The following is a 21,896-nucleotide window of genomic DNA, read 5'->3' on the forward strand; positions in this document are numbered from 1 at the left end:
AGCACCCTTGTGCCGTGGGGGGTGGGGGTGTCGGTTCCCGGCGTCCGATCCGCCCGGCTCTCCCCCTGGGACGCGCCATGCCTGTCCGCAGGTTCTGCTGCCGCGCCCGCACCCACCCTAATCGCCATCGGGCGCTCTACGGCAGGCCGTACGGCAAGGCGAGGTCTGTCCCGTACGCCACGCGCTGCCCCCAGGTGAACGGGAAGCGACACGGGGAGCGAACCGAAAGCGGTACGAATGCGGAACGTTGCGCGCAAGTCGAGCGCGCGGGCCGACATATGGAACCCCGCGCGGGCCGACCCGGCGGATCCCGCGCGCCCGGCGTACCGTCCGACGCGGCAGGAACACGGACTCCCGCACGGGCCGACGTACGCACCCCGGGCGGGCCGACGTACGCACCCCGGGCGGGCCGACGGGGGTCCCGCCCCTGCCCGTTCGGCGACTTCGGCCGACGTACGCTGCCCGCGCGGACCGATGTACCGACGTGCGGGTCAGTCCATCCGGCGGGCGCTGCCCAGCAGTCCGGTCTCGGCGTCGGTCGCCTGCGTCATCACGAACTGCCGGTCCCGGTCCGTGCACCACAGCGTCACACCGTCGGCCAGCGTGGACAGCGCCTGTGCCTCGGCGGCCGGCAGATTCATGATCCGGCCGATCTGCGCCGCCTCGTCCGGGGAGACCCGCTGGATGCCGACGAGCGCGGACTTCTCCATCAACCGCGGTGCCACCGGGCTGAGATAGGGAAGCAGCGTCACGACGGACTGCCAGGGCCCCGACACCACCCGGCCGCGCGGAGGCCGCATCCCGCAGTCGCGCACCACGACGACCGGCGATCCGGCCGACGCGCCCTGCGGCGGCACCCGGCCCACATCGTGCAGCGAGACACAGGGCTGCCCCCCGCCCGCCGCCTGGGCGAGCCCGGTCCAGGCCTGGGCCCGTCCGGTCTCCACCGCGATCCGGGCACCCGTCGCGGCGGCACGCAGCGCCAGCACCTGCGCCGTCCACAGACCGCCGATCAGCGTGACCTCGTACGGTGTGGGCCGGTTGATGCCCAGGACCGCCGGGCGCCCCTCGGCGTCGACCCCGATCACCGTGCCGTCGTCACCGACCGGCAGGCCGAGCGCGGCCAGTTCGTCGAAGGAGACGGCGTGCCGGCCGCGGCGCGGACCGATGAGCCCGAAACCCAGCCGGGGCCGGTTGCCGGTAGAGGTGGACATCAGCGGGTACCTCCGAGCGGCAGGGTGGCCAGCACGCCGGGCAGCTGTTCACGGTCCAGTCGAACGAGCGCCGTCTTCACACCGCGTGCGGTGCGCTCCAACTCATGCCGGGCGGCGAGGAGTTCGTCATCACTGCGGCCGGTGATCCGGACATGCCCGGTGACCGACACCCCCGAGCGGTCCCCGTGTCCCAGCGTCAGGCTGAAGGTGGTGGCCAGCGCCGGGATCGAGGTGAGCAGCGCCACCAGCTGAGGCATCGAGGCACCGCCGCCGCCGAGCTGGGGCCATCGGCCCACCCAGTACGTGGTGTGGCGCCGGTCGTCGCAGCGCCAGGTGCGCGAGGTCTCCTCGGTGCGCCTGCCGGGTGTCTCCGCCCGGCTGGCCTGGGCCATCGCCAGCGGACTGACGCACGCCGAGGTCGCGATGGCGGAGGTCAGTTCCTGCTCGGTGAGCACCGTCGCGCGGAACCCGGCCCCGGTCAGCCGGCTGGCCAGCTGGTCGGCGGCCCGCACCACGCACTTCTGCGCGCCGGTGATCCCGCCGCCGCGCGCCTGCACCGCCTCCGGGCAGAGCTCCGGGTCCAGCTTGAGCGCGATCCAGGTGATCCGGAGCGCCGGCGAACCCGTCTGGGCCTGCAACGGCGCGTAGTTGCGCGCCGCGACCGACTGCTGCGGCAGATGGGGCGCGGGGGCCGGCTGGGTGTGCTGGACGATCTGCGCGGACTCCAGCCGGATGCCGTCGACCTCCAGCACATCCCGTACGAGGGTCAGGGGAAGCGGCCGTGCCGAACGGTCGGGCCGCAGCGCCGTGGCGTCCGACTCGACCTGGACCAGGGCCGTGACGAACGTACCGTCACCGATCATGCCCACCGGCCGCCGGTCGCGGTCGCTGAAGGAGTACGTGCGCAGCGCCGGGTCGCACTCGACGGCGGGCGCGAGACCCGGCTCGGTGTCCGGGGGCAGCACCTGCGCGGCGGCCCGGCGGGTGCGGGCCCGCAGCGCGAGGACCGTACCCAGCCACTCGGGCAGCGAGCGGCGGTGTCTGCGGACCACGGCGAGCACCACCAGCAGCGCCGCGAACACCCCGGCCGGGGCGAGCAGCAGCGGCTCCACCACCCAGGCGGCGAGCAGCAGCGCGGCGGCGATTTCGATCAGTACGAACTGTTGCAATCGGAACGAACCGAAGTGTCCGGCACGTCCGTTCAGTCGTGGTGCGGCCGGTCCGCCGGTCCCCGCGGGGTCACCGGAGGGCCTTCGGGACGAGGAGCGCGAACCCCTGCGAGAGGCGGGTGGTTCCCCTGCCCCCGGAGCCCCGGAGGGCCCCCTGTTCCCGGCCGGACGTGTCCGCGTCGCGGAAGCCATCATTCCGGCATTCCCCCGTTCGTAAGGCCCCAACTCAACCCGATCGCCCCTGCCCCGCCGGGGGCTTTGGAGGCTGGATCACCCTACCCGCCCCACGGGCACTCGCCTTCAGCAGGCATAGTAGGGGGCCGGTCCGGCACCAGGGTCCGGCATCGGGGGTCCGGCACGGGGGCAGGGGTGTGTCCGCCCCTGGAGCCGCGCGGGGAGACACGGGAGACAGACAGACTCATGGCATCACGGCGGGATGAGCTCAACGCGTACACCTTTGCGAAGAAGCGCACGGTCGCGGCATTCCTCCAACCCTCGCCCACGGGTACCGAGGAGGGCGCCCCGCGCCCGTTGCGGGCGGTCGTACCGAGCCTGATCGTCGGTGCGCTGATCCTGGCGGGGTTCGGGGCCTGGGGCATGTTCAAGCCCACCGCGCCCAAGGACTGGGACAAGCCGGGCACCAAGGTGATCGTCGGCAAGAAGTCCACCACCCGCTACGTGGTGCTCTCCACGGGTAAGGGCAAGGACAGGAAGAACCTGCTCCACCCCGTGCTGAACCTCGCCTCGGCCCGGCTGCTGCTGACCCCGCAGCAGTTCGCCGTCATCCAGGTCGCCGACAACATCCTGGACGCCGGCAAGCCCCCGCGCGGTCCGATCCTCGGCATCCCGTACGCCCCCGACCGGCTGCCCGAGGCGACGGACGCGGGCAAGGCCAAGCGGTGGGCGGTCTGCGAACAGCCCGGCGGCAAGGGCAACACCGTGCAGAAGGCGGCCTTCGTCTTCGCCGAGCGCGACAACAAGCTCACCGAGGGCAAGAAGGAGAAGCTCGGCGGCGGACAGGTGCTGTACGTCCAGGGCCAGGACGGGACGCGCTATCTCGTCGACGCCGGCGGCACGAAGTACCGCGTCAACGAGGTGGCCACGGACAACGGACACCTGACCAACGCCCTCGTCGGGAGCAGGCAGCCGCAGGCCGTCACCGACGACTGGCTGGCCACCCTGCACGAGGGCAGCCCCATCGTCTTCCCGCAGATCCCCGGCACCATCGGCGCCCCCGCGCACATCGAGGGCCAGCTCTCCGCCGAGGAGAACAAGGTGGGCATGGTCCTCAAGACCCGTACGGGCGAAGGCACCGCGCACTACGTGGTCCTCGACGGCAAGGTCCAGCCCATCTCCGAGTTCACCGCCTGGCTGCTGATCAACTCCCCGCAGACCGCGCCCCTGAACCTGGCCAGCGAGGCCCGTGCCGCGGACCTCCAGGACTTCGTCCCGGACCCCCGGCCCTTCGCGGGCCAGGCCCCGCGCTGGCCGGCCCACAGGGCCCAGCAGGTCAACTCCGCGGGCGGCGAAGGCAGCCGGGACACGATCTGCAGCGTGCTGCGCAAGGTCGACGACCGGGGCCGTACGACGCTGAGCACCTGGGCGGGCACCGCCTACCCGGCCGCGATCAACGCCGGTGGCACCAGCACCTACGTCACCCCCGGCAGCGGCCTCCTCTACACCCAGATCCAGGGCAAGCAGACCCGCCCCGACGGCTCGCTCTTCCTGGTCACCGACACCGGACTGCGCTACGCGGTCCAGGCCAACGGCGACAGCGACGCGGAGCGTTCCGACATCGGCACCGGCGGCCAGCAGACCCAGGACGGCCGCCCCGAGGCCAGTCAGGCCCAGATCCGGCTCGGCTACGAGAAGGTCACGCCCTCGCTCGTACCGATCGAGTGGTCGGACTTCCTGTCCAAGGGCCCCCGGCTCGACACCAACAGCGCCCGGCAGCCCCAGGGCTCGTGAGCCACCCGTACGACAGCCCCGCGGCCGCCGCGGGACGGTGGACCGCGGGACTCGGGGGAGAGGAACAGATGTTGTACCGGAAGACCGTGCTGCTCACGGCGGCAACCGCCGCGCTGGCCGTACTGGCGGCGCCCCAGGCCGCGTACGCCGCCCAGGACTCCGCAGGTCCGGGCGGCCTCGGGATAGACGGCAGCGGTGAATGCACCTTCCCGATGAAGAAGCAGTTCGAGGGCAGGCCGTGGCCGCTCCAGCGGGTCATGCTCGACGAACTGTGGCAGGACACCAAGGGCAGAGGTGTCCGTGTCGCGGTCATCGACACCGGCGTGGACAACGCCAACCCGCAGCTCAAGACGGCCGTTGACACCGCCGCCGGGCGCAATCTGCTCAAGGGCGGCAAGGCGGACGGCACCACCGACGAGGTCGGCCACGGCACCAAGGTCGCCGGCATCATCGCCGCGCGGCCCGCGAAGGGCACCGGGTTCGTCGGCCTGGCCCCCGAGGCCACCATCATCCCGATCCGCCAGAACGACGAGAAGAACAGCGGCAAGGACACCACGATGGCCACCGCGATCGAGCACGCGCTCGTCAAGAAGGCCGATGTCATCAACATCTCCCAGGACACCACCAAACCGCTGACCCCCGACTCCGCGCTCGGCCGGGCCGTGGCCAAGGCGATCGGCCAGGGAGTCGTCGTCGTCGCCTCGGCGGGCAACGACGGCATGGACGGCAAGCTGAAGAACACCTACCCGGCCGCCTTCCCCGGGGTGCTCGCCGTCGCCTCCTCCGACCGCAACAACGAACGCGCCGCCTTCTCGCAGGCCGGTGAGTTCGTCGGCGTCGCCGCGCCGGGCGTCGACATCGTCTCCACCGTGCCGGGCTTCGGCCAGTGCACCGACAACGGCACCAGCTTCTCCGCGCCGTACGTGGCCGGGGTCGCCGCCCTCCTCGTCGCCAAGTACCCCAAGTGGACACCGGCCCAGATCACCGCCCGGATCGAGCAGACCGCCGAGCGGTCGGTCACCGGCCACGACGCGTACGTCGGCTGGGGCGTCGTCGACCCGGTGAGGGCCCTCGCCGGGGACAAGGACGACATCCCGCTGGACGCGGCCCGCCCGGACCCGGCACCGCCCAGGCCGCCCGCTCCGGAGCCGGCGCACCTGGCCATGTCGGAGACCTCGCAGGAGCGCGGCGAGCGATACGCCACCTACGCACTGGCCCTGGCGGCGGTGCTGGTCTCCGTCGTGGCCGGTACGGCGACCGTCGTCCGTGATGTCCGGCGACGACGCGGTTTGCGCTGAGGGCGCCGGCGGTGACGTGGATCTCTCCTATAAACCGCAGTTGGGGAGAGATGACGAAGTGACTAGGGTGGTAGCAGACTTCACGTGTGTGACGGGGGAACGAGAAGTGGTCGAGTCCGATTCCAGGGCGTGGGAACACCGCCACGCACTTCTTGGGCCTTGCATGTACCCCACTCCTTATCCGGAGCACACGGGGGCAAGAGGAAGCCTGGCCGCGGCCCGCGGGCAGGCTCGGGAACTGAGAGATAGGACCTCCGGATGACCAACCCCGCCGCTGGTTTCGGACTCGCCGACGATCCGATCATCCAGGCGAAGAACAAGATCGTCGACACGGCCGACGCGGTGTCCAAGCAGGCCCGTGAGCTCGCCGACATCCTCGCGACGGTCAGCGCGGGCTGGACGGGTGTCGGTGCCTCGGGATTCACGACTGCGCAGGTCACGATCAACGAGGACCACGACGAGATCCGGCGCCTGCTCCAGGTGCTGCTCAACGCCGTGGGCCAGACGAAGAACCTCAGCAACGCCAACGACGACGAGGTCCGCGCGGCCTTCAACGCGGTGAAGGAGTCGGCGTCGTCCTCCAACACGTCCGGCCTGAACGGCGTCTGAGCCACCCGCCGCACCCCTTTACCGCACACGCTGAGCACAGAGGAGAAGACTGATGGCTGGGGACCCGAACACCAAGGTCAGGTACGAGAGCGTCCAGGAGATGGCGAACCGCATCCGTGTGGTGTCGCGCAACATCATCAAGGACCTCGAAGAGATGGACGCCGCGCTCAAGGTCGTCACCGACACCTGGGACGGTGACGCCCACGGCGAGTACGTCACGCTTCAGGGCAAGTACAAGGGCCGGGCCGACCACATGCAGAAGCGGCTGGACCAGGTGGCGAAGATCATCGAGTCCGGCAAGGACAGCTACCGCTCCACCGACGTCAAGGCCTCGCGCTACTTCACCGAGGCGTTCTGACCCACGCGTATCGGCCCGTACGCCGGTCGCGGCGCGACCGCCTCGGCGCACGGGCGCCCACGCACACGAGAGGGGCACGCTCCCACCGGAGCGTGCCCCTCTCGCATGCCCGGCTCCCGGCCCGGCCGACCAGCCCTACTTCAGGTCGAACTCACCGTCACGGGCGCCCAGCACGAACGCGGTCCACTCGGCCTCCGTGTACCGCAGCACGGTCTCCGGATCCAGCGAGGACCGCATCGCCACGGCCCCGCCCGGCAGATGCGCGATCTCCACACGCTCCTCCGCCTGCTCCGTCCCGGGGGCACTGAGCCACTCCACCCCCGAGATGTCGAGTGCGTACAGCTCGTCCTTCTCCGCTTGCGTGCCCATCAGTTGCCTTTCCTCTCGTGCGGCGGAACGTGTTCCTCGCCCTGTCCAGGCTATCTCCGGACATCGACGCCGGGGCGGGATCGCCCCCGGTTCACGAGGCCGTGGTGGAGCAGCCGTAGTTCTTGCCGGCGGCGGTGACGAAGTCGGCGAAGACGGCCTTGGCCGAGGGGGTGCCGGGGGATTGGAGGGCGGACTGATAGGTGGAGCCGATTTCCATCGAGAAGTACGTCGGTGTGCCCGAGCAGTCGGCCACCACGTGCCGTTGGTCGAAGCCCGAGACACGCAGGCCCGCGAGCGGCGGCTGTTCCCCGAAGCCGGGGGAGGAGGCGATCGCCTCCAGGACGCGCGGCTCCTGGGTCACGGAGAAGGTGGCGTGTCCGCTCACCTCGCAGGCCCAGGTGGGACCGGTCCGCCCCTGGACCGTCTGGCGTGCCGCCGGCCTTCCCGCGGCCGGGCCGGGGAAGGTCAGGCCCTTGATGCCGCACACCGCGCCGTCCGGGACCTTCTGGCCGGCCGGTACGGCCGGGAGACCGCCGGACAGGGTGAGCGGACGGTCCGGCGCGCACCCCGCGCGTTCCGCCGCCCTGTTCGCCACGTCGGTCAGGAGCGCGGCCAGTGCCGTGGGGTCGGAGCCCTCGGGGGCGTACCCCTCGATGATGGCCGGGGCCGTCTTCGCGCAGCCCTCCGGCAGGAGCACCCAGCCATGGTCCCTGCCCACCCCGCCGGTCGCCGGTCCGGAGAAGAAGGACACCGTGGCGGGACTGGGCCAGCGGCCGTCGGTGAACGCGAAGTCACCCCGCTCATGGGTTCCCGAGATCCTCAGGTGCCCCTCACCGGCACCGGGCAGGAACGACGAGGCCTCGACGGTGCAGGAGAACTCCAGGTCGTCGCCCGCCCGGACATCCAGGCCGTCCCCGTCGGAGATACGGCCGCCCCCGGACAGGACGGAGCCGGCCCGCGCGGTGGACACGAGGCCCCCGCACACCTCGTCCCCGGCGAGGAGATCGGTGTTCCACCACACATGGGCGCCCGCGAGTACGACACCGAGCGCCAGTACCGGAGCGATCCACTTCCACCGGGGTGCCCGGTTGCCCTTGCCTTGCGTCATGTCCTACTTCCTCGTGCGCAGCGCCGAGTACGCGTCCTCGCGCCCCGTGATGTAACTCTGTTTGGCTTCGCCCTTGGCGTGGTCGTGCGCCTCCGAGCCGGCGACACCCCGCTCGTTCCCCCACGCGTCGAGGAGCTTGTTCGTGCCCGCGATCCCCGCCGAGGTGTTGGTGCTCTCCTTGGCGCGGGCCGCGTCCTCCGCCTCGGCGGCGACGTCCTTCGAGTACTCGTAGGTGGCCGCGTCGACCATGCGCTGGATCGGGTCGCCCACGACCGGGATCTGTGTGAAGAGGCCGCCGACGCCGTGGTACGTGTACCGCATCTCGTCGTTGAGGTTCCCGATCTTGGTGTCGCGGTCGTCCAGGGTCATGTCGGAGCCGATGGCGTTCATCGCTCCGTACACCTCGCCGACATGGCGGGCCTTGTTGTCCCAGTCGCCGACGACATTGCCCACCTGCTCCGGCGGAGCGTCCTTCGCGGTGAGGAGGTACTCGGCCGCGTACCGCTTCTCGTTCTCGTACAGCAGGTCGTAGACGAGTACGGGCTCGCCATCGGCCGTCTGCCCGTACGACGCGTCCGAGACACCGCGCATCACACGCAGAAGGCTGTGCTTGGAGTTGGTGATCCCGGACTCGTCGCCGCGCCCGCTGATCTCGTCGAGACCGGTGGGGCTGCCCGGGGCGGTACCGCTGAGGATGGCGTGGGTGTCGGCGGTGTAGTCCGACAGGGCACGGCCGAGGGGCACCTTCAGGTTCTGCGGGATCGTGTCGCCCTTGGAATCCTGGTCCAGGACGCTGATGGTCTCCTGCATGACCCGGGCCTGGGCCTCGGAGTGGTGGCCGAACGCGGCGCCCCCGGCGTTGGGTTCGCGGCCCGTGGTCGCCGCCTCCAGGGCGAGACCGAGGCCGATCTTGGAGGTCGGGTCGTCGAAGGTCGTGACGCCGTAGCCGGTGATCGTGTTCCTCGGCCAGTCGCGGGCGTCGTCCCCGTCGCCGAGGAGGTACTTCAGGTGGTTGTTGGGTACCTTGTCGCCGTCCGCGCCATTGCCCGTGGAGTCGAAGAAGGCGGTGGCCGCGTCCGGGTTCTTGCTCATGACACCGAGAAGGCCGTCGATCGGGTCGCTCTCGATGCCCTTGTGACCGCCGCCCCACAGCGTGAAGATGCCGTCCTGCTTCTTCTCGGCGGCTATGAGGTCATCGCCCAGCTCGTACAGGAACTGATCGTCGAACTTCGTGTCCGCGTGCTGCATCATGCTGACGAACGACTGGTAGCCGTACAGCGGCTGGGTGTTCGAGCCGAAGTTCTTGGTGCCGGAGCTGTCGAGTCTGTCCGTCCACTCCCGGTAGAACCTGCCCTCGTCGGACGCCTTCCACTTCTTGAACGCCTCCGATCCGGGCGGCGCGTCCTTGACGCTGCCCGGCACCTGGGTGGCGGTGGCGGCGGAGTTGGCCAGACCCTTCTGGATCTCCAGGTACTGGTCCTTGTTCTTCTTGTCCGAGTCGTAGGCACGGTCGTTGAGCTTGTTGTTGACCTTGATCAGCCCGTCGGGGCCCAGCCCGTTGAGGAGCGTCTGGGAGAAGGCCTTGTCGTGCGAGTTGTCCCGCACCGAGCGCTGGAACTCCGCCATGTCGGCCGCGGAGACCTTGTCGCCGTTGTTGATGCGGGTGGCGATGTCCTTGGTGTTCTCCGCCTCGTACTTCTCCACGTCGCCCTGCGCGTGCGCGTTGAAGCCGGTGCCCAGCGTGTTGTCGTTCTTGTCCCCGTACCCGTCCTTGGTGACGGCCTCCAGCGCGATCTTCACGCCCTGGTCCGCGTCGTCCACCGCCTTGACGCAGTCGTCGACCGCCTTGGTCCAGGACGCCACGGACTTGCGGATGCTCTCCGCGTAGTCCGGGTCGTGCCGGGTGGCCGCGCGTTCGGCCTCCGTGAGCTTGGAGTAGTCGTAGGTGACCACGCCGCCCTCGGAGATCTTCATGCCCGCCTTGACCGCCGCGGCGCACTGGTTCTCCAGGTTCTTCTTCAGGCGTACGAAGTCGTTGTGCGCGTCGCGCAGCAGCGAGGCTATGGCCTTGGCCTGGGTCTGCGCGGCGGCGTACTCGTAGCGGGTGGCGGCGAAGTTCATCTGGGCGGTGTTCGCGCTCAGCCCGGACCAGGACTGGCCGAGCGTGATGCACTGGACGCTGTCCTTGTAGCGGTTCTCGACCTTCTTGATCTCCGCTGCCGCGTCGTCCCACTTGTCCGCGGCCGTGGTCAGCTTGCCCAGGTCGGTCGTCATGACCTCGCTGTAGGTGAGCATGTTTCTCCCCGTGATGCTGTGTTCAGTCGAAGCGGACCGGGCGGCGCGGCCCGGTCCCGTGCGTGGCGGCCGGAAACCTCAGACGAGCTGCGCGTGCAGCGCCAGCGCGAGGCCGGTGAGCTTCCCGCCACCGGGCCCGGCGCTCCCGTCCTCGCCCGCGGTCACCACCAGCGAGGCGTCGCCGTCGTCCGAGGGCTTCACCCGCACGGTGACGCAGTCGCCGTTCCCGGAGGCCACCGCCTCACCGGGCGCACCCGCCGCCGTCCGCCGCAGATACGCGGTCAGCTCCTCGGTCGAGAAGCCGCCGGCGGACATGATCACCGGTGCCAGCAGGTTCTCGGCTGACGCGGACTCCGTGGCGATCGTGTGGACTTCCACGGTGCCCGCGCCGATGTGGAACAGACAGCTGACCAGGGCCCCGGGGTTGGCGGCGAATCCGCCCGGCCCCTGCGCGTCGCGCCCGTTCTCGGCCGTGACGGCGGGCTCGTCCGCGTCGTCGCCCGGAGCGGCCCCGGCACCCGTCTGCCCGGACAGCCCCGCCGCCCTCGCCGCGCGGGCGATGTCGTACGGGAGCGGGCAGCTGTCCGCTCCGTCCGGCCCGACCTTGTCCGCGGCCGCCCGCAGCGCGGAGACGCTCACGGGACCGGATGCCTTCCCCGCCCCCGCGTCGGAAGCGCCGGAGGCACCGTCGCCGCCGTCCTGCCCGCAACCGGTCAGCAGTGCTGTCGCGAGCAGTACGGCCACGGCGCCGCCGCTCCGGAGTCGTGTGCGTTCCATGGGGCCGGGGCCTTTCGTCCTGCGCGTACGGGGGAGGGGCAACGGTTTGTTCCGGATCATGATCTGGTCCCGCCCTACACCCCGCCGAGGCCGGACGCCCACGGACCGTACTGCGGCTTGAGCAGCGGCGAGAACTGGGAGTTGATGTCCAGGTCGTTGCGGGCGAAGCCGTTGGCGGCCCCGCGCAGGCCGTTCTTCTCCGAGCTCAGCCGGCCCATCAGGGTCTTCACCTGCTTGTCCCAGGTCTCGCCCAGCTTGGTGATCGCCGGACCGGTGGCCCAGTCGGTGAACTCCTTGGCGGCGGCCGACGAGGCCTCGTCCGCCAGGTTGGTGGACTTGTTGGTACTGTCCTCCAGCTCGTTCTCAATGGTGTTCGCCGCGGCGGCCTTCTCCGCGGGCGTCGAGGCCAGGACCTGTCCGCCGAGGCCGGGCAGCGGGCCGTCGTCGGTGCTGTTGAGCCGCATGTCCGTGCTCTGCCGCTGCGTGGCCTCCGCGCGCAGCGTGGCCCATTCGTCGTCGAATCCCATGAGATTCCCCCGTATCGCATGCCTGTGGACGGTGCCGCCCCTACCCGGGCGCACCGATGGATCACCACTCGACGCTAATACATGGTCGCTACCGGTTTCGGTCCGGGCCCCGGCCTGCGTCCCCGGCCCCCGCCGGGCGGACCCACCACGGCCCGCGGCGCGCCCCGGACCCACCCCTCCCGGGAACGCGCCGGGGCCCCGCGCACACCGCGCGGGGGCCCCGGTCGTAGCGCCGGCGACAGCCTCAGTGCTGCTCCGGCAGCCGCCCGATCTGCACCAGCGGCGTACCGCGCCTGCGCGACGCGAAGTACCCGCGCCCCGGCGGCATCGCGTGGCCGCGCACCGAACCGATCAGCTCGCCCTCGCCCGGATCACCGGCCAGCACCACGCCCTGCGCGCCCAGTTCCTTGATCCGCTGCATGAACGACTCGTACATCGACCTCGACGCGCCCGCCGAGTTGCGGGCGATGATGAACCGCACCCCGGTGTCCCGGGCGAACGGCAGATACTCCGCGAGCGGACCCAGCGGGTTGCCCGCGTTCGTCGCCACCAGGTCGTAGTCGTCCACGATGATGAAGATCTGCGGCCCGCTCCACCAGCTGCGGTCGCGCAGCTGCTGCGGGGTGACGTCCGTCGGCGGCTGGCGCCGCGCGAACACCCCGGACAGCGCCTCCATGTGCATCTGCATGGAGCTGGCCATCGGCGCGTACTCCAGCAGATGCGACTCCGGCAGCGCGCCCAGCAGAGCCCGCCGGTAGTCGCCGACGACGAGCTTCGCCTCGTCGGGGGAGTACCGCTCCGCGATCTGCTTGGCGATCAGCCGCAGCAGATTGGTCTTGCCGGACTCGCTCTCGCCGAAGATCAGGAAGAACGGGTCCGTCTCGAAGTTCACGAACACTGGCTCCAGCGCCGTCTCGTCGATCCCGATGGCGATGCCCCGCTCCGGGAACTCGAACCCCTTGGGCAGCTGGTCCGCGGGCAGCTTGCGCGGCAGCAGCCGCACCGAGGGAGCCGCGGGCCCCGCCCAGTTCGCCTTCACCGTGCTGACGAACGCGGCCGTGCCGTCGGAGAGATCCGCGGCGCTGCTGACCGAGTCGATACGCGGCAGAGCGCCCATGAAGTGCAGCTTCTCCGGGACCTGACCACGGCCGGGCACCCCCGCGGGCACATTGGAGGCGACCTTGCGGTCGAACTCGGAGTCCATCACGTCACCGAGGCGCAGTTCGAGCCGGCCGAGGATCTGGTCCTTCAGCGCCGCCCGCACCTCCATGTAGCGGGCCGCCGTGATGACGACATGGATGCCGTACCCGAGACCGCGCGAGGCGATGTCCGTGACGGTCTGCTCCAGCAGCTCGTACTCGGCCCGGAAACCGCCCCAGCCGTCGATCACCAGGAACACATCGCCCCAGGGCTCGCCGGGCAGCTCGCCCCGGGCGCGCTTGCGCCGGTAGGTGGCGATCGAGTCGATGGAGTGGGCCCGGAAGAACTCCTCGCGCCGGTTGAGGACCCCGGCCACCTCGGCGACCGTACGGCGTACCCGCTCCGGGTCCAGCCGGGAGGCCATCCCGCCGACATGCGGAAGCTCCGCCAGCGAGACGAGCCCGCCACCACCGAAGTCGAGACCGTAGAACTGCACCTCGTGCGGGGTGTGGGTGAGCGCGAACGACGAGACCAGCGCCCGCATCATGGTCGACTTCCCGGACTGCGGACCACCGACCACCATCATGTGACCGGCCGCACCGGAGAAGTCCCGGTACAGCACCTCACGCCGCTGCTCGAACGGCTTGTCGATCAGACCGAGCGGCACGATCAGCCCGCCCGGACGCGTGTACTCGGTCGAGGAGAACCCGCGGTCCGACGTCGGCGCCAGCCCCGGCAGCAACTGGTCCAGCGTCGGCGCCCGGTCCAGCGGCGGCAGCCACACCTGGTGGGCCGGAACCCCCTGACCCTCCAGGCGCCGCACGATCACATCGAGCACGGTGTCGGCCAGCGCGTCGTCCTCCGCCGTCGACCGCGTCGCCGCCAACTGCGCCGGATCCGGGGCCGCGTACACCACCGGCACCGGAGCGGCGGTGAACACCGCGGGCCGCCGGTCGATCGGCAGCTGCCCCACCGACAGATCGGGGCCGCCCGTACGGTACGTCCCCGACACGTACGCCGCCTTGAACCGGGTCATCTCGTCCGTACCGAACTTGAGATAACCGGAACCGGGCACCGACGGCAGGTGATAGGCGTCCGGCACACCCAGCGCCGTACGCGACTCCGCCGCCGAGAAGGTCCGCAGACCGATGCGGTAGGAGAGATAGGTGTCCAGACCGCGCAGCTTGCCCTCCTCCAGACGCTGCGAGGCCAGCAGCAGATGCACGCCCAGCGAACGGCCGATACGGCCGATCTGGATGAACATGTCGATGAAGTCGGGCTTGGCGGTGAGGAGTTCGGAGAACTCGTCGATCACCAGGACCAGCGAGGCCAGCGGCTCCAGCGCGGCGCCCGCGGCCCGCGCCTTCTCGTAGTCGTGGATGTTGGCGTAGTTGCCGGCCGACCGCAGCAGCTCCTGACGCCGCTGGAGCTCACCGCGGATGGCATCGCCCATGCGGTCCACCAGCGTCAGGTCGTCCGCCAGGTTCGTGATGACCGCCGCCACGTGCGGCATCTGCGACATCCCCGCGAACGTCGCACCGCCCTTGAAGTCCGCGAGGACGAAGTTCAGGGTCTCCGAGGAGTGCGTGACCGCGAGCCCGAGCACCAGGGTGCGCAGCAGCTCCGACTTGCCGGAACCCGTCGCGCCGACACACAGCCCGTGCGGCCCCATGCCCTCCTGCGCGGCCTCCTTCAGGTCCAGCATCACCGGCTGGCCGTCCTCGCCGATACCGATCGGCACCCGCAGCCGCTCCGAGACCGAACGAGGCCGCCAGGTGCGCGCCACGTCGACCGAGCCCGCGTCCCCCAGATTCAGCAGATCCGTGAAGTCCAGGTTGGCCAGCAGCGGTTCGTCGTCGTCGCCCCCGCCCATCCGGAGCGGGGCCAGCTGCCTGGCCAGCGCCTCGGAGGCCGGCAGCGACATCCCGTCCGGCACGCCCTCGTACGCGAGCCCCGCACCCGACTCCAGCCGCAGCAGCCCCGGCCGTACCACCACCGACAGGCCACCGCGCTGCTCGTCCAGCTCGCCGGAGATCACCTCGACGATCGTCACGCCCTGCAGGCCCTCGGCCGCCGCGAACAGCGAGTCGGGCGGCACCATCCCGCCGTCCAGGACCACCACGACATGCGGCTGGTCCAGCACCGGCTGGCTCTCCCGGCCGAACCGCGGCCGCCCGTCGAGACGGCTCGCCAGCAACTGCTCCAGCTCGCCCAGATCATCCCCGAACAGCCGCTTCGTACCCGCCCCGTCGACCTGACCGGGAACCTGCGTGTGCGGCAGCCACTTCGTCCAGTCCCAGCGCCGCACCGCGCCCGGCGCCGCCACCACGGCGACCATCAGATCCTCCGGGGAGTGCAGCGTCACCAGCTGCGCCACCAGCGAGCGCGCCGTCGACTGCGCCGCCTCCGGCTGCCCGGAGACCGTCACGTGGTAGAAGGCCCGCATCGAGACCGCCATCGGCAGCCCGTCCAACGACCCGTGCACCGCCAGGAACTGCTGCATCGCGCCGGCGCACATCGGCTCCAGCTCATCCACCGGCGCGGTGTCCGGAGCGATCAGCGGCGTCGACAGCTGCTGCGCCCCGAGCCCGACCCTGATCTGCCCGAAGTCCTTGTCCCCGACCCGCCGTTCCCAGACCCGGCTGCCCTCGGCGACCACCGACCACAACTGCTCCGGCGCGGGGTGCAGGTACAGCTGCACATCGCGCTGGGAACGCGCCGTCCTGCGCACCGTCCGCCGTGTCTGTGCCAGGTATTTGAGGTAGTCCCGCCGGACATCTGCCATTTGCCCCTGCGTACCGCGGCGATACCGGACAAGCTGGGCGACCACCATTCCGACGGTCGAGACGAGCATCAGGACACCCATGATCCGCATGAACGGAGGGGCCTGGGGCGAGAAGAAGAAGACCACCGACGAACCCATGCCGAGCACCGGCAGGATCTGCATCAGCATGCCCTCCTGCTGCCCGCGCGGCAGTTCGGGAGGAGCCTCCAACGTCAATTCTTCCGCGGGTACTTCCGGCGGCAGAGACCGCGGAGGTCGTTTCACGACGATCTGGCTCACCGGAACATCAATCCCTCAATACGGACGGGCGGAAGGCCGGTCTGGTCCGCACCGACGCCCCCGTGGCTGCGTGTGCGCGGACTTCCCTCCGCGCGACGGCGATCCTACTTGCAGATCACCCGCCCACCTCCCGGTAGGGTGGCGCGCGCACTGTGCGCAACCGCGAATCAGGGGGACCAGACACGTGAGTACGACCGCAGCGACGGGTTTCTGCCGCGTCACTGTCGTGGCGCCCGACAGCCGCATAGACGTCGCCCTGCCGGAGGACATCGCCGTCGCCGACGTCTACCCGGAGATCCTGCGTCTCACGGGCCAGACCCAGGCGGCCGGAGCGCCCACCGGCTACCACCTCGTACGCCGCGACGGAACCGTCCTGGACGGCGCCCGCACCCTCGCCGCCCAGCAGGTGCTCGACGGCGAACTCCTCAGCCTGCGCCCGTTCGCGCAGTCGCTGCCGCCCGCCGTGTTCGACGACGTCTCGGACGCCGTCGCCTCGGCCGTCACCCGCGACCGCCATCTGTGGAGCGACGAACTGCTGCGCGGCGCGGGCCTGGTCGGCGGAGTCCTCCTGCTCGTCCTCATGGGCTTCGTGCTCTGGTTCGCCGACCCGGTCCGGCACGACATGCACAGCCTGCCCGGCATCATCGCGGGCTCCGCCGGACTGCTGCTGACCGCCTTCGCCGGAGTGCGCGCCCGGGTGTACGCGGACCGTGCCACGGCCGTGGCCCTCGGCCTCGGCGCACTCCCGCTCGTCCTCATCGCGGGCTCCGGCATCATCGGCCCGGACGCCGGCCAGGGACCGGGACGCCTGCAGTTCCTCCTCGGCTGCGTCGCCGTCCTGGTCGCCTCCGTCGCCCTGGTCGCCCTCACCCCCAGCGGTGACGCGCCGTTCGTCGCGGCCACCTTCCTGGCCACCGTCGGCACGCTGGCCACCTTCGTCGCGATACTGACGGAGGCGTCGGCCACCCAGACCGCGGCCGTCTGCGCCCCGGTCGCCCTCGGCCTCGTGGCGTTCCTCCCCGGCCTCTCCGCGCGCTTCGCCCGGCTGCCCATCGGCTACGCCTCCCCGCGCGCCGCCCCCGGCGGTTACGACGACGACTTCGCCGACCCGAACGGCCCCGGCGCCGACCCGGAGCCCGTCGACGCCGAGCGCATCGCCGCCCAGGCCCGCCGCGGCCACGAGATGCTCCTCGGCCTGGTCGGCGGCTGTGCCGCCGTGGCCGTCGGGTCCGCCGCCGTCCTCGGCTTCTCGGACAACATCTGGGGCCAGATCCTCGCGCTCGCCGCCGGCCTCGCGATGCTGCTGCGCGCCCGTCTCTTCCGCTACACCTCACAGGTCGCCTGCGTCCTGGTGGCCGGCGTCGGCGCCATCGCCCTGCTCGTGCTCGGCCTCTCCCTGAACCCGCCCACCGACCTGCTGTACGACCTGGTCCGCTACGGCGACCGCGGCTCCCTCGACATCCGTACGATCTGGCTCTCCGCGGCCGTCGCCGCGGGCGCCGCGCTGTTCACCGCGATCGGCCTGGTCATACCGCGCAAGGGGCTCTCACCCTTCTGGGGCCGCCTCCTCGACCTCGCGGAGAGCACCCTGCTGCTCTCCCTGGTCCCGCTCTGCCTGGCCGTCCTCGACATCTTCGCCAAGGCCAGGGCCCTCACCAGCTGAGGCCCGGCCGGGGTGCTCCGAACGGGCTGGTACTCTGACTGGTGGCCGTTTGTGTACGCGCCCTCGGGTCAGCCTGAGGACTGCGCTCATCGGACCTTCGCCTCCGAGTCACGGAAGCACCCCTGCGATCAAGACCAGGGGCACTCGTGGGCGCATCGAACATCAAGAGGAGTACGCGTGCCGCTCGACGCCGCTACGAAGAAGCAGATCATGGCCGAGTTCGCCCAGAAGGAGGGTGACACCGGTTCCCCCGAGGTTCAGGTCGCCATGCTCTCCCGCCGGATCTCGGACCTGACGGAGCACCTCAAGACGCACAAGCACGACCACCACTCCCGTCGTGGTCTGCTGATCCTGGTCGGCCAGCGTCGCCGCCTCCTGCAGTACCTCGCCAAGAAGGACATCCAGCGCTTCCGTGCGCTCGTCGACCGCCTCGGCATCCGCCGCGGTGCGGCCGGCGGCGCCAAGTAAGGACGCTGTGGAAGGGAGCGGTTCCCGGTTCTAGGGGGCCGCTCCCTTTGCCGTATGTGCAGGACCGGTGTCAAGCTCAGTAACCTGGGCGCAATACACCAGAACGATGGAGAGGCGCATCGACGCCGCCGCCGGTCCTCGGTAGTGGCCCCCGGGACAACGCCCGGGAGCTTCGATCGAAGACCGGCCCGCACCCACGGTGCGCTTCTCCGTACCGTCCTCCGCCACACGGGCAGGAGGACGAAGACGACGAGTATGGAGATATCACTAGTGGAGAACGAGACCCACTACGCCGAAGCCGTTATCGACAACGGAACCTTCGGCACCCGCACCATCCGCTTCGAGACGGGCCGCCTGGCCAAGCAGGCCGCCGGCTCCGCCGTCGCGTACCTGGACGACGACACCATGGTGCTGTCGGCCACCACCGCCTCCAAGCGGCCCAAGGACAACCTCGACTTCTTCCCCCTCACGGTGGACGTCGAGGAGCGGCAGTACGCGGCCGGCAAGATCCCCGGCTCCTTCTTCCGCCGCGAGGGCCGGCCCTCCGAGGACGCGATCCTCACCTGCCGCCTGATCGACCGCCCGCTGCGCCCCTCCTTCACGAAGGGCCTGCGCAACGAGATCCAGATCGTCGAGACGATCATGGCGCTCAACCCCGACCACCTGTACGACGTGGTCGCGATCAACGCCGCCTCCTGCTCCACCATCCTGGCCGGTCTGCCCTTCTCCGGCCCGATCGGCGCCACCCGTGTGGCCCTGATCAAGGGCCAGTGGGTCGCGTTCCCGACGCACACCGAGCTTGAGGACGCCGTCTTCGACATGGTCGTCGCCGGTCGCGTCCTGGAGGACGGCGACGTCGCGATCATGATGGTCGAGGCCGAGGCCACCGAGAAGACCATCCAGCTCGTCAAGGACGGCGCCGAGGCTCCCACCGAGGAGATCGTCGCCGCGGGTCTGGACGCCGCGAAGCCCTTCATCAAGGCGCTCTGCAAGGCCCAGTCCGACCTGGCCTCCAAGGCCGCCAAGCCGGTCGGCGAGTTCCCGGTCTTCCTGGACTACCAGGACGACGTCTTCGAGGCGCTCTCCGACGCCGTCACCTCCGAGCTGACCCAGGCGCTCACCATCGCCGGCAAGCAGGACCGCGAGGCCGAGCTGGACCGCGTCAAGGAGATCGCCGCCGAGAAGCTGCTCCCGGCCTTCGAGGGCCGCGAGAAGGAGATCTCCGCCGCGTACCGCTCGCTGACCAAGAAGCTGGTCCGCGAGCGCGTCATCAAGGACAAGGTCCGCATCGACGGCCGCGGCGTCACGGACATCCGTACGCTCGCCGCCGAGGTCGAGGCCATCCCGCGCGTGCACGGCTCGGCGCTGTTCGAGCGTGGCGAGACCCAGATCCTGGGCGTCACCACCCTCAACATGCTCCGGATGGAGCAGCAGCTGGACACCCTTTCCCCGGTGACCCGCAAGCGCTACATGCACAACTACAACTTCCCGCCGTACTCCGTCGGTGAGACCGGCCGCGTGGGCTCGCCCAAGCGCCGCGAGATCGGCCACGGCGCCCTCGCCGAGCGCGCGATCGTCCCGGTCCTGCCCTCGCGCGAGGAGTTCCCCTACGCGATCCGCCAGGTCTCCGAGGCGCTGGGCTCCAACGGCTCGACGTCCATGGGCTCGGTCTGCGCCTCCACCATGTCCCTGCTGAACGCCGGTGTGCCGCTCAAGGCCGCCGTCGCCGGTATCGCCATGGGCCTGATCTCGCAGGAGATCGACGGCAAGACCCACTACGTCGCCCTCACCGACATCCTCGGTGCGGAGGACGCCTTCGGCGACATGGACTTCAAGGTCGCCGGTACGAAGCAGTTCGTGACCGCGCTCCAGCTCGACACCAAGCTCGACGGCATCCCCGCCTCGGTCCTGGCCGCCGCGCTGAAGCAGGCCCGTGACGCGCGTCTGCACATCCTGGACGTCATGAACGAGGCCATCGACGTCCCGGACGAGATGTCCCCGAACGCCCCGCGGATCATCACCGTCAAGATCCCGGTGGACAAGATCGGTGAGGTCATCGGCCCCAAGGGCAAGATGATCAACCAGATCCAGGAGGACACCGGCGCCGACATCACGATCGAGGACGACGGCACCATCTACATCGGTGCCCAGCAGGGTTCGCAGGCCGAGGCCGCGCGCGCCACGATCAACGCGATCGCCAACCCGACCATGCCGGAGGTCGGCGAGCGCTACCTGGGTACGGTCGTCAAGACCACCACCTTCGGTGCGTTCGTCTCCCTGATGCCCGGCAAGGACGGCCTGCTGCACATCTCGCAGATCCGCAAGCTCGCCGGTGGCAAGCGCGTGGAGAACGTCGAGGACGTGCTCGGCGTCGGTGCCAAGGTCCAGGTCGAGATCGCCGAGATCGACTCCCGCGGCAAGCTCTCCCTGATCCCCGTGATCGAGGGCGAAGAGGCCGATGAGAAGGACGACGCCGCCAAGTGACGTCCCGTAGTTCCGTGACGACGGCCCGCACCTCTCCCAAGGCGCGGGCCGTCGCCCGTACCCAGACGCTCCTCAAGGGCACCAACGGCATCGGCACGGTCCGCCGCACCGTCCTCCCCGGCGGCCTGCGCATCGTCACCGAGACCCTGCCCTCCGTACGCTCCGCCACCTTCGGGATCTGGGCCAACGTCGGATCACGCGACGAGACCCCCACCCTGAACGGCGCGACCCACTACCTCGAACACCTCCTCTTCAAGGGCACCGCCAAGCGCAGCGCCCTCGACATCTCCGCCGCGCTCGACGCGGTCGGCGGCGAGATGAACGCCTTCACGGCGAAGGAGTACACCTGCTACTACGCGCGGGTCCTGGACACCGACCTGCCGCTGGCCATCGATGTCGTCTGCGACATGCTGACCGGCTCCCTGATCGCCCCCGAGGACGTCGACGCCGAGCGCGGAGTCATCCTCGAAGAGATCGCGATGACGGAGGACGACCCGGGCGACTGCGTGCACGACCTGTTCGCGCACACCATGCTCGGCGACACCCCCCTGGGGCGCCCGGTCCTCGGCACCGTCGACACCATCAACGCGCTCAACCGCGGCCAGATCGACCGCTTCTACAAGAAGCACTACGACCCCACGCACCTCGTCGTCGCCGCGGCCGGCAACGTCGACCACGCCACGGTCGTCCGCCAGGTACGCAAGGCCTTCGAACGCGCGGGCGCGCTCTCCCGCACGGACGCCGTCCCGATGGCGCCGCGCGAGGGCTCCCGCACACTGCGCACCGCCGGCCGCGTGGAGGTGCTGAACCGCAAGACCGAGCAGGCCCACGTGGTCCTCGGCATGCCCGGTCTCGCCCGCACCGACGAGCGCCGCTGGGCCCTCGGCGTACTCAACACCGCTCTCGGCGGTGGCATGAGCTCCCGCCTCTTCCAGGAGGTACGGGAGAAGCGCGGCCTCGCCTACAGCGTGTACTCCTACACCTCGGGCTTCGCCGACTGCGGGCTCTTCGGTGTGTACGCGGGCTGCCGGCCCGGCCAGGTCCACGATGTGCTGAAGATCTGCCGGGACGAACTCGACCGCGTCGCGACGGACGGCCTCGGCGACGAGGAGATCGCACGCGCCATCGGGCAGCTCTCCGGCTCCACCGTCCTCGGCCTGGAGGACACCGGCGCGCTGATGAACCGGATCGGCAAGAGCGAGCTGTGCTGGGGCGAGCAGATGTCGGTCGACGACATGCTCGCGAGCATCGCGGCGGTCACCCCCGACGACGTCCGCGCGGTGGCGGGCGACCTTCTGGGGCACCGGCCCTCGCTCTCCGTCATCGGCCCGCTCAAGGACAAGCAGGCGGACCGCCTCCACCAAGCGGTCTCCTAACCCCGAAGG

The 21,896-nt window shown here is 70.5% G+C and carries 16 protein-coding genes; 8 read left to right on the plus strand and 8 right to left on the minus strand.

What is annotated here, in order from left to right:
* Nucleotides 1–491 precede the first annotated feature (491 nt).
* A complete protein-coding gene (locus ABT170_RS04860) occupies nt 492–1,214 on the minus strand; it encodes a hypothetical protein (protein ID WP_329945368.1) in 723 nt (240 codons plus the stop codon).
* On the minus strand, nt 1,214–2,575 hold the full coding sequence (gene eccE / locus ABT170_RS04865; RefSeq protein ID WP_329945389.1) for a type VII secretion protein EccE: 1,362 nt from the start codon (nt 2,573–2,575) through the stop codon (nt 1,214–1,216). The genes ABT170_RS04860 and eccE overlap by 1 nt, the downstream gene beginning before the upstream one ends.
* A 228-nt stretch (nt 2,576–2,803) precedes the next feature.
* On the opposite strand from eccE, the gene eccB reads away from it, so the two are divergent.
* The 4 genes from eccB (at nt 2,804) to ABT170_RS04885 (ending at nt 6,616) form a co-directional block, all read left to right on the plus strand.
* The gene (gene eccB, locus ABT170_RS04870; protein WP_329945369.1) at nt 2,804–4,351 is read left to right on the plus strand and encodes a type VII secretion protein EccB; all 1,548 of its coding nucleotides are present in this window, start codon (nt 2,804–2,806) and stop codon (nt 4,349–4,351) included.
* Between the two features lie 68 nt (nt 4,352–4,419).
* The gene (gene mycP, locus ABT170_RS04875) at nt 4,420–5,649 is read left to right on the plus strand and encodes a type VII secretion-associated serine protease mycosin (RefSeq protein WP_329945370.1); all 1,230 of its coding nucleotides are present in this window, start codon (nt 4,420–4,422) and stop codon (nt 5,647–5,649) included.
* Between the two features lie 258 nt (nt 5,650–5,907).
* Entirely contained in the window at nt 5,908–6,258 is a 351-nt protein-coding gene (locus tag ABT170_RS04880; RefSeq protein ID WP_073726642.1) for a WXG100 family type VII secretion target, read from the plus strand.
* Between the two features lie 52 nt (nt 6,259–6,310).
* A complete protein-coding gene (locus tag ABT170_RS04885; protein WP_266924458.1) occupies nt 6,311–6,616 on the plus strand; it encodes a WXG100 family type VII secretion target in 306 nt (101 codons plus the stop codon).
* Between the two features lie 135 nt (nt 6,617–6,751).
* Here the strand turns inward: ABT170_RS04885 and ABT170_RS04890 are convergent, their stop codons facing one another.
* From ABT170_RS04890 to eccCa, 6 genes are all read right to left on the minus strand, one after another.
* Complete coding sequence (locus ABT170_RS04890; protein WP_266802339.1) at nt 6,752–6,985, minus strand: DUF397 domain-containing protein; 234 nt, start codon at nt 6,983–6,985, stop codon at nt 6,752–6,754.
* Nucleotides 6,986–7,076: 91 nt separating this feature from the next.
* A complete protein-coding gene (locus ABT170_RS04895; RefSeq protein ID WP_351864069.1) occupies nt 7,077–8,093 on the minus strand; it encodes a hypothetical protein in 1,017 nt (338 codons plus the stop codon).
* A 3-nt stretch (nt 8,094–8,096) separates the two neighbouring features.
* A complete protein-coding gene (locus ABT170_RS04900) occupies nt 8,097–10,388 on the minus strand; it encodes a hypothetical protein (protein ID WP_329945372.1) in 2,292 nt (763 codons plus the stop codon).
* Nucleotides 10,389–10,466: 78 nt separating this feature from the next.
* On the minus strand, nt 10,467–11,165 hold the full coding sequence (locus ABT170_RS04905) for a hypothetical protein (RefSeq protein WP_351864072.1): 699 nt from the start codon (nt 11,163–11,165) through the stop codon (nt 10,467–10,469).
* A gap of 74 nt (nt 11,166–11,239) precedes the next feature.
* Nucleotides 11,240–11,692 carry a hypothetical protein gene (locus ABT170_RS04910; RefSeq protein ID WP_351864075.1) on the minus strand — a complete coding sequence of 151 codons (453 nt, stop codon included), beginning with the start codon at nt 11,690–11,692 and terminating at the stop codon, nt 11,240–11,242.
* Between the two features lie 244 nt (nt 11,693–11,936).
* On the minus strand, nt 11,937–15,896 hold the full coding sequence (gene eccCa / locus ABT170_RS04915) for a type VII secretion protein EccCa (protein WP_351864078.1): 3,960 nt from the start codon (nt 15,894–15,896) through the stop codon (nt 11,937–11,939).
* Between the two features lie 184 nt (nt 15,897–16,080).
* Between eccCa and eccD the strand changes: the two genes are divergently transcribed.
* From eccD to ABT170_RS04935, 4 genes are all read left to right on the plus strand, one after another.
* Complete coding sequence (gene eccD, locus ABT170_RS04920) at nt 16,081–17,559, plus strand: type VII secretion integral membrane protein EccD (protein WP_329945376.1); 1,479 nt, start codon at nt 16,081–16,083, stop codon at nt 17,557–17,559.
* A gap of 177 nt (nt 17,560–17,736) precedes the next feature.
* A complete protein-coding gene (gene rpsO / locus ABT170_RS04925; RefSeq protein WP_014048684.1) occupies nt 17,737–18,027 on the plus strand; it encodes a 30S ribosomal protein S15 in 291 nt (96 codons plus the stop codon).
* A 270-nt stretch (nt 18,028–18,297) separates the two neighbouring features.
* Entirely contained in the window at nt 18,298–20,511 is a 2,214-nt protein-coding gene (locus ABT170_RS04930) for a polyribonucleotide nucleotidyltransferase (protein WP_329945390.1), read from the plus strand.
* On the plus strand, nt 20,508–21,887 hold the full coding sequence (locus ABT170_RS04935; protein ID WP_266924475.1) for a M16 family metallopeptidase: 1,380 nt from the start codon (nt 20,508–20,510) through the stop codon (nt 21,885–21,887). The genes ABT170_RS04930 and ABT170_RS04935 overlap by 4 nt, the downstream gene beginning before the upstream one ends.
* The last annotated feature ends 9 nt before the right edge of the window (nt 21,888–21,896 follow it).

The sequence above is a fragment of the Streptomyces sp. NPDC001787 genome (assembly GCF_040297465.1).
In the GTDB taxonomy this organism is placed as follows: Bacteria; Actinomycetota; Actinomycetes; order Streptomycetales; family Streptomycetaceae; genus Streptomyces.